General features: G+C 45.5%; 11 protein-coding genes. 3 read left to right on the top strand and 8 right to left on the bottom strand.

Features of this window, described 5'->3' with window-relative positions; all coding sequences use genetic code 11:
- Positions 1 to 22: 22 nt before the first annotated feature.
- The 5 genes from AC4PM4_RS01560 to AC4PM4_RS01540 form a co-directional block, all read right to left on the bottom strand.
- Complete coding sequence (locus AC4PM4_RS01560) at positions 23 to 571, bottom strand: hypothetical protein (protein WP_090805939.1); 549 nt, start codon at positions 569 to 571, stop codon at positions 23 to 25.
- 82 nt (positions 572 to 653) lie between these two features.
- Positions 654 to 1,229 (bottom strand): GNAT family N-acetyltransferase, encoded by a 576-nt coding sequence (locus AC4PM4_RS01555; protein WP_465116295.1) that lies wholly within the window; start codon positions 1,227 to 1,229, stop codon positions 654 to 656.
- A 173-nt stretch (positions 1,230 to 1,402) separates the two neighbouring features.
- On the bottom strand, positions 1,403 to 1,708 hold the full coding sequence (locus AC4PM4_RS01550; RefSeq protein WP_063563514.1) for a hypothetical protein: 306 nt from the start codon (positions 1,706 to 1,708) through the stop codon (positions 1,403 to 1,405).
- A 97-nt stretch (positions 1,709 to 1,805) separates the two neighbouring features.
- Positions 1,806 to 3,557 (bottom strand): ATP-binding cassette domain-containing protein, encoded by a 1,752-nt coding sequence (locus tag AC4PM4_RS01545; RefSeq protein ID WP_491612541.1) that lies wholly within the window; start codon positions 3,555 to 3,557, stop codon positions 1,806 to 1,808.
- Positions 3,542 to 4,387 carry an ATP-binding cassette domain-containing protein gene (locus AC4PM4_RS01540; protein ID WP_491612539.1) on the bottom strand — a complete coding sequence of 282 codons (846 nt, stop codon included), beginning with the start codon at positions 4,385 to 4,387 and terminating at the stop codon, positions 3,542 to 3,544. Before AC4PM4_RS01540 ends, AC4PM4_RS01545 begins: the two co-directional genes overlap by 16 nt.
- 130 nt (positions 4,388 to 4,517) lie before the next feature.
- On the opposite strand from AC4PM4_RS01540, the gene AC4PM4_RS01535 reads away from it, so the two are divergent.
- The 3 genes from AC4PM4_RS01535 to AC4PM4_RS01525 all read left to right on the top strand — a co-directional run bounded on the left by AC4PM4_RS01535 (position 4,518) and on the right by AC4PM4_RS01525 (position 7,950).
- Complete coding sequence (locus tag AC4PM4_RS01535) at positions 4,518 to 5,108, top strand: biotin transporter BioY (RefSeq protein WP_072732639.1); 591 nt, start codon at positions 4,518 to 4,520, stop codon at positions 5,106 to 5,108.
- A 196-nt stretch (positions 5,109 to 5,304) separates the two neighbouring features.
- The gene (locus tag AC4PM4_RS01530; RefSeq protein WP_491612537.1) at positions 5,305 to 6,312 is read left to right on the top strand and encodes an ABC transporter substrate-binding protein; all 1,008 of its coding nucleotides are present in this window, start codon (positions 5,305 to 5,307) and stop codon (positions 6,310 to 6,312) included.
- Between the two features lie 90 nt (positions 6,313 to 6,402).
- The gene (locus tag AC4PM4_RS01525) at positions 6,403 to 7,950 is read left to right on the top strand and encodes a helix-turn-helix domain-containing protein (protein WP_491612535.1); all 1,548 of its coding nucleotides are present in this window, start codon (positions 6,403 to 6,405) and stop codon (positions 7,948 to 7,950) included.
- Between the two features lie 70 nt (positions 7,951 to 8,020).
- On the opposite strand, the gene AC4PM4_RS01520 is transcribed toward AC4PM4_RS01525, so the two are convergent.
- The 3 genes from AC4PM4_RS01520 to AC4PM4_RS01510 form a co-directional block, all read right to left on the bottom strand.
- Positions 8,021 to 9,910, bottom strand: coding sequence for a beta-glucoside-specific PTS transporter subunit IIABC (locus AC4PM4_RS01520; RefSeq protein ID WP_063563509.1), 1,890 nt, complete (start codon positions 9,908 to 9,910; stop codon positions 8,021 to 8,023).
- Between the two features lie 214 nt (positions 9,911 to 10,124).
- A complete protein-coding gene (gene licT, locus AC4PM4_RS01515; protein WP_090807446.1) occupies positions 10,125 to 10,955 on the bottom strand; it encodes a BglG family transcription antiterminator LicT in 831 nt (276 codons plus the stop codon).
- A 287-nt stretch (positions 10,956 to 11,242) separates the two neighbouring features.
- On the bottom strand, positions 11,243 to 12,685 hold the full coding sequence (locus AC4PM4_RS01510) for a 6-phospho-beta-glucosidase (RefSeq protein WP_491612533.1): 1,443 nt from the start codon (positions 12,683 to 12,685) through the stop codon (positions 11,243 to 11,245).
- Positions 12,686 to 13,250 lie beyond the last annotated feature (565 nt).

The raw sequence follows: 13,250 nt of genomic DNA, 5'->3' as shown, positions 1-13,250 counted from the left end.
TTTAAAGCTCGATAACAAAAAATCAATTCAAATTATAAGCTCGTATTACGTTGTTCTCTTCATCAAGAGCATACACATTCGTGAACGTTGCCATTAACATCATTTTGTCTTCACTCTGGTAAGCTTCCGGCATCTTCACGATAAATGTATTATTGCTGGACTCAACCTCCTGAGTTTCACCGTTTGTATATTCAATCTTAAACTTGTGTACAGGCATATCCGAATATAAAGCGCCCCATATAAAATTCCCTTTGTTGTTCTTCGGTTCCGCTTGTACCAAAAAGGCAGGCCCCACATCTGAACTCGCTGTCCAACCTGATTCACTATCGGTATCATAGTGATATCTCCCATTCTTCAGTTCATAAGCAGCGAAAACATATTGTGTTTGGTCCAGTGACAAAACCAGTTCATTTTGTTGATCTACATTAACCACTTGAAGGGGGTATTTCCATGTAGACTGAACAGCCTTCTCTAACGTTTTATATCCAAAAATATCATTCCAGAAGAATACACAAATACTAACCAGTACACATACAACAAAGCACGAACTTATCCATAACAGCTTCCTCATATTCCCCCCCTTGCACATTGCCAGTTACCCAACTAACATTGGCAGACCATAAACACCGTACCACTTTGATTTAAAATGGGACTCACGCAAGTCCCTCCTTTTTCATGAACTCGTCTTTGGTTAATCCGAACAGGATCATATCCTGGTATTTCCCATCGGTATAAATCACCTGACGACGCACGCCCTCCTGCACACATCCAAGCTTTCTCATCATCGCTGCAGAAGGTTCATTTCCTTCCAGAACATAATCATTGAATTTATTAAGCCTGCGCTCGAAAAAGGCATATTTCAACAATATTCGAATGGCTCTCGTCCCGTATCCTTTTCCGCGATGATCCCTGTCAATTTGAATCCCAATACTGAAGGTTCCATTCCGCTCATCGATGCTGTTCAGGTTCACGCCCCCAACATTCTCACCATCCATATTTTCAATCGTGAACATGATCCGTCCTCTGTCTAGAGAGAAATCGGAAAAGGCTTCCGTAAATTTCTTCGCCTCAGCATTCGTAGGTGGCAGCTCTACTGCACATTCCAGTAAACGACGAGCGTGTGAATCAAACCGGTTATAATAATGATCCTCCCAATCTTCCTCACGCAAAGCACGTAATCTGACCTTATCATCCTGCCAAAAATAATCGCTATAGTTAATCTCTCTCATTCTGATAACCCCCACTTGGCCATGAAATGTTTTCATTTTAATATGAACTACGCCTATGATAACCCAAATTGTGGAATTTGAGGAGATTTGTTTTCATATACGATACAACTAAAAATAGCCCACGGACAGGAAAATCCTGCCGAAGGCTATCATCTATTTTATATAATACGTCATTACAATTCTTCTTCTTCCGGGTACTGAGGCTTGGTTACATTATCGGGAACCGTTTCATCGTAGACATCCTGACCTGGATAATCCCGAACTTCCCCTTCGTGCAGCTCATGATTTTCATAATCGAAACGATGCGCGGTCCTTTGATCCACTCGCCACGGCGAGCTTTTGCCAAGAGATTCAGACATTAGAGATGAGCCGTAAGGACCTTCAGGGAACTCTTCGAGTGTGATATCATTTCGCTGCGACTCCACCGTGGACACATCGGTATATTCTTGTCTTTCTTCTTGCAAAAATTTATCCTTCATCGTTCGTCCCTCCATATCTGCTTCGTGGTGATCAAAGCATGTTTATTTTGAGCGGAAATGAAAGGATTTATGCATGATCCATGGCAAACACTGCGTTTCAGTCTCTGATCCAGATATAAAATACAAAAACAATAAGTCCGATTATGCAAGTCCATGTATCTCGTTTGGACCATACCAATAAGGAGGAACGTGCTCCAAGCAGGGAATTCTCTCTAACTTTCCGCATTTCCATCGCAATCGTCATATCTTCTGCACGCTGAAACAACGCCATGAGCAAGGGAATGACCATTGGGCCAAGATCACGTAACCGTACCGTATTCGGTCGTAATGCAGCTTTGCCGCGTGCCCGGACGATCAGCGAGAATCGCTGCCATTCACTCCAGATCATCGGGATAAAACGAAAGATTAAAGACACGGCGAGTGCAAACGACGACACGGGCAGCTTGATTTTTTCGCCGATACCAAGTACCCAATTCAGTCCCTCGACCATACGGCCATAAGGTGTAGTCAGTGAAAACCAAAGACTTGCTAACGTAACGATAAACAAACGATACACATTGAGTAACGTCCCCTCCGCCTGTATCAGGGAAAATCCGAACTGTAGGCCGCCACCTTCTGTAGAAAGAGTTGTGCCCGACAATGCAGTTGATACGAGAAAGAACAGTACGAGCGGTTTCATTAATTTCAAGCATCCCATCAGAGCCTGTCGTGGCAGCACAACGAGCGCCAAGATGACTGGCACCAACGTAAGAGATAGACCTAACCAGTCGTGTTGAAGCATCGCAGCGGTCACGAGCAAAATGTATAAAACCCATTTCAGACGCGGGTCCATGGCACCATACAATCCTCTGTTGGATCCTGATTCTGCGTGGGTGTGTATGACCCCCTGTGTGCCTTCTCCTCCCAAAGTGTCGGAGCTTGAAAAGGCAAGCTTCGCTTCATCTGTGAATTGATCCTCATTACCAATAACATCAACCTTCTGCTCTAAAGGCTCATTGACGGACTGAACAATACCTTCAGCCATTTCCTCCGGGGTCAACGCAGTAGAAGGAAAATGAATGCCCGCCGCCGCAAATTGTTGTGCCAGCTGCATGGAGGGTGGCAGACCAATTCCGGCAAGCTCCAGCAGATCTGGCCTTGTATGAAGTTCCCTTGGTGTGAGATCAGCAACCAGACGCCCCTCCTGCAACAAAAGAACCCGATCTGCATGTGGTAAAAATGTGTCCAGGTCGTGTGTAGCCACAATGGCTCCCTCACCTGCAGTTCGATGCTGATTCAAAGCATCCAGCAGCATAAGCACACTTTGTGCTTCCAATCCGGCGCTGGGTTCATCGAGCAATAGCCATGAAGGCTGCGTAGCAGTTCCCAGGGCAAGCCCCAGTCTTCTCCGTTCCCCCCCACTTAGTGCAAAGGGTGATCTGTCCGAATGGAATCGTTCTTCCCCTCCCTGACCCGCTGGGGAATCCCAGCGCTCCAGTGCTTCGGAAATCTGCTTTTTCTTTTGTTCATCCGGTAGACGATATGGACGCAGAGAATAAGCAAATTCACGCCCAATGCTTCGGGCGAACAGCTGTTGCTCTGGGAATTGAAAGACCAACCCCATTTGCAACAGAATGGACTGCGGCACTTTCCCGTTCTGCCAGAAAGGCTCTCCGTCCAGCTTGAGACTACCCTCATCTGGAGGTTTTAGGCCAGCGATCGTTTGCAGCAGTGTGGTTTTGCCTGATCCTGTGCAGCCTAACAATAAAGTGATTTCGCCACGGTTCAGTCGGACAGTGATATCTTGAAGCAGCGCTCTTTTGTCAGCCTGTGACGAAGCTATACCTACATGTTCTAATTCGATTGCCAAAGGGCTACCTCCTTAACCAACTGCTCTGGTCGCAGAGGTGTCGCATGTTGCAGCAGACCTTTCCGTTTTAGGAGTAGAGCCGTCTGCACTGTAAAAGGTGGAGCAAGCCCAAGCTGTTCGCAGGGTGATGGTTGTTGTGCTTCTTTTCCAGCGTCAGCCGTCGTCTCTTCCTTATCTTTTCCATAAAAGAAAGCCGCAGGCACTCCATCGTAAACACAGCGTCCCTGTTCCATGGCAATAATTCGATCGCACAGCGTCGCTTCCTCCAAATGATGCGTAATCCAGATTACCGCCGTCCCTTGCTGGACAATGGCTTGAACTACCGCCTCCATTCGTTCTCTGGCTCCCGGATCAAGCATGGCCGTAGGTTCGTCCAGAATGAGTACATCCGGTTTGGCCGCCAGCGCTACCGCGATATTAAGCAACTGCTTCTGTCCTCCAGACAGCATCGATATTGCCGCCTCCGGCGAGTGCTCAAGTCCTACCGTATGTAATGCGTGCTCTCTCCGTCGTAATTGTTCATCAGGAGATTCCAGCAGCGAGGATAAGGAAAAATGAAATTCCTCCTCAATGGTGTCTCCAAGTACCTGCGCATCAGGCTGCTGGAGGACTCCACGAACAACCAGTTCCGAAGAAGCCTTCCTTTCCCCACCGGATAGCGGAGTGAATCCGATTAGCAGCCCTGCCAGCGTACTTTTGCCGCTACCATTGGCTCCCACAATACTTATCCATTCTCCCGGAGCTAATTCCAGCGAAACTCCATCCACTGCCTTACGAACAAGTCCTGACTCCGACGCATAATGAACACGGACATTCTCTAGTTTTATCAAAGGTGTAACGTCTTGCATCGCAAATTGGTCCTTTCCCTTTTGAATCTTTTGTGGTACGATCCAAATCGTTAACCACATCCGTTTAATCGGTTAACAATAAGATTACCAAAATTGAAAGGAATGTTCAAACATGAAATTATCTTTGCGAGGTATTGTATTCAGCGCACTGATGGCAGCCATACTTGTTCTTTTTGGTTACATAAGTATTCCCATTGGTTTCTCTCCTGTGCCGATTACGCTGCAAACTCTTGCGGTTATGCTGGCAGGCGGACTGCTTGGCCCATTATATGGTTTTCTAAGTGTCGCTTTGGTCGTGGTCCTGACTGCAATTGGCTTCCCGCTTCTGCATGGCGCAGGCGGACTTGCAGTACTCCTTGGGCCTACCGGGGGATATGTTATGATGTGGCCCTTCTCCGCATTGCTCATTGGACTATTGCTCAGCAGAATCAAACTGAACGGATTCGTTGGTTATTTCCTGGCCTTTATCGTATTTGAGGTGTTTGGTTCAATGTTGATCTATGTCTCGGGCGTTCCTTGGTTGGCCTATGCTTACAAAATGTCTTTACCCGAAGCGATGATTCAAGGATTCTATCCTTACATCATCGGTGATCTGATCAAAGCCTTGTTCGCTGCGATCATCATCGCACCTGTGCGCATGGTCTTCCCTCCGCAACGACTGACAGGCAATATGAACTCAACGGTTGTGCGAGCAGATTCTTAGGACATCATTGGATCGTGAATAAAACGAAACAAATGCCTCCAAAATTAATTTTTGGAGGTATTTTCTTTTGTGCCAGAACGTCATGTCCATATTTTCCATGCTTCAAGTCCATATTGAACATGTTCTTCAAAAGAAGTCTTGACTATAATAATTGATAATGATTATCATTATAAAAGAAAAAGGGGATTTCATTATTATGTTGCGTCATCCAAATAAACTCCAACTTTCGTGCATTATCCTTGTGCTAACCTTGCTTCTCTCCGCTTGCGGTCAAGGGAAACAAACATCATCACCTTCTACTGAAGGTAATTCTGCACAGCAGACAGAAACGTCAACCGATACTGCCTTAGAATCGGCAACTCGCGTATATAAGGATGCTCTGGGCCGTGAGGTAACGATTCCAGCCCATCCCCAACGTGTTCTCACTACACAATATTTACCGGAAATGCTGGCAGCAGGACTTAAGCCCGCTGGGGCAGCATCTCATCTGCTTAACAACTATGTCTCGATTCAAGATCAATTGGAAGGGATCGAAGATATCGGGGTCTCCAATAAGCTGAATTTGGAAAAGGCACTCGAACTGCAGCCGGACCTCATCATTGCTGCAGAGTGGAATGAGGATCAATTGGAGCAGCTGTCCAAGATTGCCCCTACGGTTGTTGTTCAATGGGAAGGTGCCGATGCATTCCAACATTTCAAGTCAGTGGCTGACGTTATTGGCAGAAGCGAACAGGCACAGGAATGGATTCAAGCATTTAATCAGAAATCCGAAGAGGCACGGACCAAGCTTTCTTCCTTCGTTTCACCAGATGAGACATTCGGTGTTGTGGTTATTGGCGGATTTGAAAAAGGTCAACTCAGAGTGTACGGGAACGCTAATGTCGGTTATACCTTATATGATGCTCTGAAGTTCAACATGACGGATACCGTCAAAGAGGAATGGGCAAAAGGGAATCATGAACTCGGCATCAACATCTCTCTTGAGAAACTGCCGGATTATGCTTCAGCAGATCGACTGTTTGTGGTAAGATTCGATAATGATCCTGATTTCCTGAAAGAGGTGGATGATAGCCAGTTGTGGCACTCACTGCCTGCCGTCAAAAATAATAAAGTTTACGTGGTTGATGAGAGCCTATGGTTCTCTTACGACGTGATGTCTCTCAGTGCTCAATTGGATGATGCCGTTCAATTGCTCACCAAATAAAAGATATTAATCACATTATATGCAATAGAGGAGAAGTTCTTCAGCGATCCTGCCTGAAGAGCTTCTTTTCAGCTTTTGAGGAGGGATACCATGATTTCGCTGGTCTATATACTTACAGGGACATACTGCGATGCGATATCCGGTCCGTGTACAAAATCAATACACCGTCATACATTGATGATCATCACCGAAGGGCGTGGTAAAGTCCATTCCATGGATAGACAGACTGAGGTTATGCCAGGAAACTGCTTTCTATTTCATCCCGGTATGGAAGTGCAGCTTGAGAGTCTGTCAGATCTTCCTCTGCAAGTATATAGCGTTGAATTCGAACCTCTGCCCGTGACTGTTCAGGGTACGCCCCGAATGGCTGCATTAGCGCAAGGACAAGTATACCCTGAACATGTTTCTCGCATGATTCAATTGGTACACTTGCTGCATCCCGTGGAGGATCTTTGCGATGAAAAGGAAAACTACAGCAAACATGTGCTGTTTCAGGAATTGATTTTACTAGCCATGAAAGCCGACACGATGGATAAAGAACATCGCAGCATACAGGCCGTAGATACACTCCTTCAACGGTTGGAACAATCCGTTACACTTGACTATACTTTGGATCAACTTGCCGCAGAGACTGGGCTATCCACACGCCATTTTTCACGTCTTTTTCGTGAGCACACCGGACAGAGCCCTATCCAATATTTGAATGGCTTGCGAATGAATCGTGCCAAAAAACGTCTGCTGGAATCAAACGATTCGATTCAGGAAATTGCAGGACACATCGGATTCCGCGATCCTTTTCATTTCAGTCGCAGCTTCAAGCAATATACCGGTGTATCGCCGCGTTTATATATTCATTTAAGAAAGCATACAATGCGTGTCGCCTCCTTTCAGTTCCTGGGTGAGCTGCTGGCGCTCGGCATAACACCTATTGGTGCACCTTACCAATTGCTAGACTGCCGTTATTACCAGGGTCATGTGCGAGGTGTTCCTTCGATTGGAAATTCCGTGGTAACGCCATATATGGATAAGATATCGGAGCTGAAACCCGATCTCATCGTGACTTTTAACGGGCATCATTATGCCGAATACTCCAAAATTGCTCCTACACTGGATGTTCCCTGGTCCCTGCCCTTCTTTGAACGCTTTCGTCTTATTGCGGATTTGACTGGAAGGACATCTGTGGCAGAAGCCTGGATGGAAAGCTATACGAACAAGATCAAGGAAACCCAAAGAGTCTTGTCTCCTCTTCAAGATGGTGACCAAACAGTTTCATTCTTCTGGATGAGAGGACTTCCCGCTACCTTCCAGGTCTACTACGACGTAGGTGTGTTATATCGTGATTTGCAATTAAAACCACCTGCTCCGGTGCTGGCAGCCCAGCAAAATAAATCTCATCCGTTCAAAGAAGATATTCCTTTGGATCAATTGCATAAGTATGCGGGTGATCATCTCTTTATCGTTGTGTCGGGCGACCCGGAATCCATCCGTCAGTTTGAACAGCTTGAACGCAGCAAGTATTGGCAGCAGCTTCAGGCAGTGCAGAATGGTCAGGTTTACCGTATGACGGAGGACTGGCTTCGGGAAGATCCAATCTCCATGATGGGACAGGTTCAGGATCTGATGAATTTGATTGGGTAACAGCAAAAAAAGCCGCGTCCACGTAAACAGAAATCGTTCTGTTCCACCTTGGACACGGCTTTTGTTATTTTTACTCTTGTTCCTGTCCCTTTCCTCCATACAGGGTAAGTAAAGGCTCTTGAACCCGAACTTGTCCCGTAGTCAAAGGAACCACTTCCTCATAATTCGCAGAATTCGTTACAATTATAGGGGTTACCGTATGATAACCGGCGGCCTTGATTGCAGCGATATCGAATTCCAGCAGCAAATCTCCCGCTTTAACCCGATCACCTTCCTGAATATGTGATGTAAAGTGCTGACCATCGAGCTTGACGGTATCCACCCCAACATGAACCAAAATCTCCGCACCTGTATCCGATACAACAGCCAGGGCATGTTTCTTTTTGAAAGCCACGGTAATAGTACCGTCAAAAGGAGCAACGACTCGGCCAACTGCCGGCTCAATCGCAATGCCTTTGCCCATCGCGCCGGATGAAAATGCCGGATCTGGCACCTCAGTCAGTTCAACAATGGTTCCCTCAATCGGGCTAAGAACTTCTTGATCCAAGGAATCCGCTGTTCTTACTGATGCATTGGTGGATTCCGTGCTTTTTTCTTGTTCTTCCTCTTCCACCGGATCTTTGAATCCCATAATGTACGTCAATGCAGCCGAAACAACAAAGGATACACAGATCCCAAGAATCAGTCCAGGGAAGCCCTCTCCACCTGGTCCATAGAAGATCGGCAAAGTCAGTAATCCTGGAGCGCCCGAAGCAAATGCCTGAGTACCTGCCTGACCAATGATGGCCCCACCAACAGCACCCCCGATCACTCCTGCGATGAATGGACGTTTGAGTGGCAGAGTGACACCATAGATGGCAGGCTCGGTAATCCCGAACAAGGCCGTCAATGTCGATGAACCCGCCAGCGTTTTCAGCTTCTTATTTTTGGTTTTCAACATAACGCCGAATGCAGCTCCGGTCTGTGCGAAGATGGAAGCCGTCGCAGCCGGTTTGACACCATCGCGTCCATATACAGCAACGTTGTTAATAAATACGGGAATGAGTCCCCAGTGAATTCCGAAAATAACGAGCAGCTGCCAGCTTGCACCCATAACTGCTCCTGCTAATAGAGGACTGAATCCAAAGGCGGCCACAAGTCCTGATGCAATGGCATTACCTACATACACTCCAAATGGACCGAATACGAGCAAGGTAAGAGGTACCATAATAACAAGCAAAAATAATGGAGTGACAAAATTTTTCACACTTTCGTGAAGAACTTTATTGAAGAATTTCTCCAATTTGCTCATTACGATGACTGCCAGAATAATAGGGATAACGGTAGATGAATAATTCATCAAAATCACAGGGATACCGAAGAAATCGGTTGGCGTTCCCTCCGCCTTGAGCGTGACGATAGAAGGATAGATTAATGCGCCAGCAATGGTCATTGCTACAAACATGTTACCCTGGAATTTGCGAGCGGTTGTAACCGCTAACAGCAAAGGCAAGAAATAAAACAGGCTGTCTGCTGCTGCAAATAAGATCTTATACGTGGTTTCCGTTGTTTCCAGCCAGCCGACATTGCTTGCAATGAGCAGCAGCCCTTTCAAGATACCGGCTCCCGCCATAACGCCTAGCAGCGGTGCAAAAATACTGGAAATCACATCGATAATGCCGCCTAAACCTTTCGCGGACTTCTTAGGCTTTTCCTTTTCGGAAGAGTCATCCAAAATGTTGCTGATCTGACCAATGGCGCTATATACCTCAGGCACCTTATTGCCCACGACCACCTGAAACTGACCCCCATTTTCCTTGACTGCGATGATTCCTTCTGTCTTTTCTAGCTTGGCTTTGTTTGCCTTCGCGTCATCCTTCAATACAAACCGCAAACGTGTTGCGCAATGTACCAGTGATACCACATTCTTTTCGCCGCCGACCAGCTCGACGATCTCTTTTGCGAGTTTTTCCTGACTCATGATGTGCACCCCCATATTTACTAAAACAGGCACCTTACCGATTTTTTTGCACGCAAAAAACCTAAGCCTTGAGTAAGGTTTGGACACATTGGTCCTGCCTTCTCATGACTTAGGTTTTGCCTGCATAACCAGTAACAATCCCAGTTAAATCGTATTCAATTCCTGTTAATCTCATATTATTATGATTTAACCAAATTTGTCAACATTTTAATTATTATCGATTAACGACCCGTTCAATGTGGACGGTCAGATACAATTTCTCTTCGTTGGTAAGCTGATGGTTATATTCCTTGTTGACGAACATTTCGATTTTCTCCGTACATGCCGCCGCTTCCGGGTGCTTCTCTTTGATCATGTCGTAAAAGTGGTCATAATTATTGTCATAATGCGTGCCGCTTAATACCCTCTGGGAGAAGAATTTCAGATGCGTAATGAAGCGAAAATAGCTGAGAGACTCTTCATCGAATTCCATCTTGAAGTGATACTTCGCTATATTAATAATCTGCTGAATAAACTTCGTGATGTTCATCGTTGTAATGACTTCTTCATTCATCTCCGCATTGACAATATGCAGGGCAATATACGCTGCTTCATCCGGTGGAAGCTCGATATTAAGTCTGGACTTGATTTGCTCCAGCGTTTTCAGACCCAGTCCGAACTCAGCCTTGTACAGCTGTTTGATTTCCCACATCAGTGCATTCTTGATTTCAACTCCTTCACGATATCGTTCAATCGCAAAGTTAATATGATCTGTCAAAGAAACATAAATATTTTCATTCAGGTTACGGCCCAGATTCTCTCTGGCGTAGGTAATAATTTCTTCCACAATTTCGATCAGTTCCATTGGCACTTCGCGCAGCAGCATTTTGAAATTGTCGGATGTCTGCTTGTTTTTAAGCGCAAATACTTTCTGGATGCGGGTCTCGTCTACTTTATCCCCCGGCTTTTTCTTAAAGGCAATCCCACGCCCCATCACTACAAGCTCTGCTCCATCCGCCTGATAGATGCTAATGACGTTATTGTTGATAACCTTTGCTATTTTCACTTCAATCCCCCCGTCACGATCCACTCTCTTGGCAGTCATATATCGCCTTTTGGGCATACAAAAAAAACCTGAAGCATCACAAAATAAACAAGACATGTACGTCTGTTTTTTTGGTGCTTAGGTTTTGCCTACTTCAAGTAGTAACAATCCCAAAACGATATAATTGCGTCAAGTATAGCGCGAAGAGACACATATGTCAACGCTTTCAACGAGGGAACAATCGGAAGTTCCATGAAGAGTGGTCCTTCCGATATTGATCATGGAGAATGTCCCTCATTTTGCCCTGCTTATTCCTGTTCTAAATTGCTGCCATCTGATTTAATCACATTTTTGTACCAATGGAAGCTCTTTTTCTTGATCCGCTTCAAGTCACCCTTACCTTCATTGTCACGGTCCACATAGATGTAACCATAACGTTTTCTCATCTCTCCTGAAGAAGCGCTGACAATATCAATTGGCCCCCAGCTTGTATAACCAATGATCTCTACACCATCCTGAATAGCTTCACCCATCTCGGCAACATGGCGTTTCAGATAATCAATCCGGTACGCATCATCAACCTCACCTTCAGGGGTAACCACGTCATTGGCTCCAAATCCATTCTCTACAACAAACAGCGGTTTTTGATATCGGTCGTGCAGTTGATTGGCTGTAATACGGATGCCTTTGGGATCAATCGTCCAGCCCCATTCCGATTTTGCCAAATATGGATTCGCTACAGAACCAAATACATTGCCGCTCGTCATGTTTTTGACGACTTCCGGGTCTGTGGAGGTTGTACGACTTGAATAATAACTAAATCCGATATAATCAACCGTATGGTTTTTCAGAATTACCGCATCACCAGGCTGCATGTTAATATTCAACCCATGATCCTTGAAGAAACGTTTGGCATAGCCCGGGTACTCTCCACGCGACTGAACATCAATGAAGAAATAAGACTCCCTGTCTTTCTCCATGCCCTGGAACACATCATCCGGATTACAGGTATAAGGATAAAAGCTTCCTGCCGCAAGCATACAGCCGATCATTGCGCCCGGGATGATCTCGTGACAGGCTTTAACCGCCAGTGCACTGGCCACCAATTGATGGTGCGCTGCCTGATACTGAATCTCTTTCACATGATCGCCATCCTTGAAAACCAGACCCGCACCAAGGAATGGCAGATGAAGCAGCATATTAATTTCATTGAACGTCATCCAGTATTTCACCTTGTCCTTGTAACGGCTGAATACGGTTTTCGCGTAGGTTTCGAACAGAGTCACCAACTCACGGCTTCTCCAGCTGCCATATTTCTCAATCAGATTAACCGGTACATCGAAGTGAGCAAGTGTTACTACAGGCTCGATACCCTGCTTCAACAGTTCATCGAATAATCGATCATAAAACTGCAAACCCGCTTCATTCGGCTGTGCATCTTCTCCAGTTGGGAAAATCCGCGCCCAGGAAATGGATACACGCAGCGCTTTGAAGCCCATCTCGGCAAACAGCGCGATATCCTCGGGATAACGATGGTAGAAATCAATTGCTTCATGCGAAGGATAAAACTCGGTTTCCAGCGGGGTTAATGCAGGAACATTACCCTTCATTATGCTTCTGCGATTCTCTCCTGTCGGCAGCAAGTCAACAATGCTCAGCCCTTTGCCATCTTCCAGATATGCACCCTCTGCCTGATTGGCAGCAATGGCTCCACCCCACAAAAAGTCTTTGGGAAACTTAAAATTAGTCATCCTTATTCTCCTTCCAAATATGTAATTCTGTTATCCGCTCAAATCGCAAGAAACATTAAAAATCAAAATAGAAAAAACCCGAACCAGCCCGGATACACGTTGCAGTGTATACAAGCCAGCTCAGGTTATGCCCATATCGGTAACATTCCCAGATCACAATTATGCGGATTGGATAAAACTTTAGCAAGAATTAGGGCCATTGTCAATTTAATAAGCGTGATATATATCCTGCATCTGCATGGAACGTTGTCCCTGCAACATACGAAGACGCATCGAATACTAAGCAAAGACTAGAAAGATCGGTAATCGATCTCAAGTAGAGTTCATGCTATTGTCCACGGAGGTTTTTCATGCAAAAAAACCTGTTTCGTGCACCACATATAATATTCCAAAATTGTCATAACCACTAATTTTTACATGAAATATTAACCAATTATACTGGTATTATCTTCTATTAAAGCATGATATATTTCAATTCAGAAAACGCTTTCAGTAATTTTGATTTGGAGGTGATCCGCGTTTTTAACAAGCTTACGGCTTGTTTTTTGTTGAGCTTTATTGCCAA

The sequence above is a fragment of the Paenibacillus sp. MDV22-iso6 genome (assembly GCF_058408365.1).
Note: the sequence above shows the minus strand (reverse complement) of the source record. Positions and strands in the feature narration are given on the sequence as shown.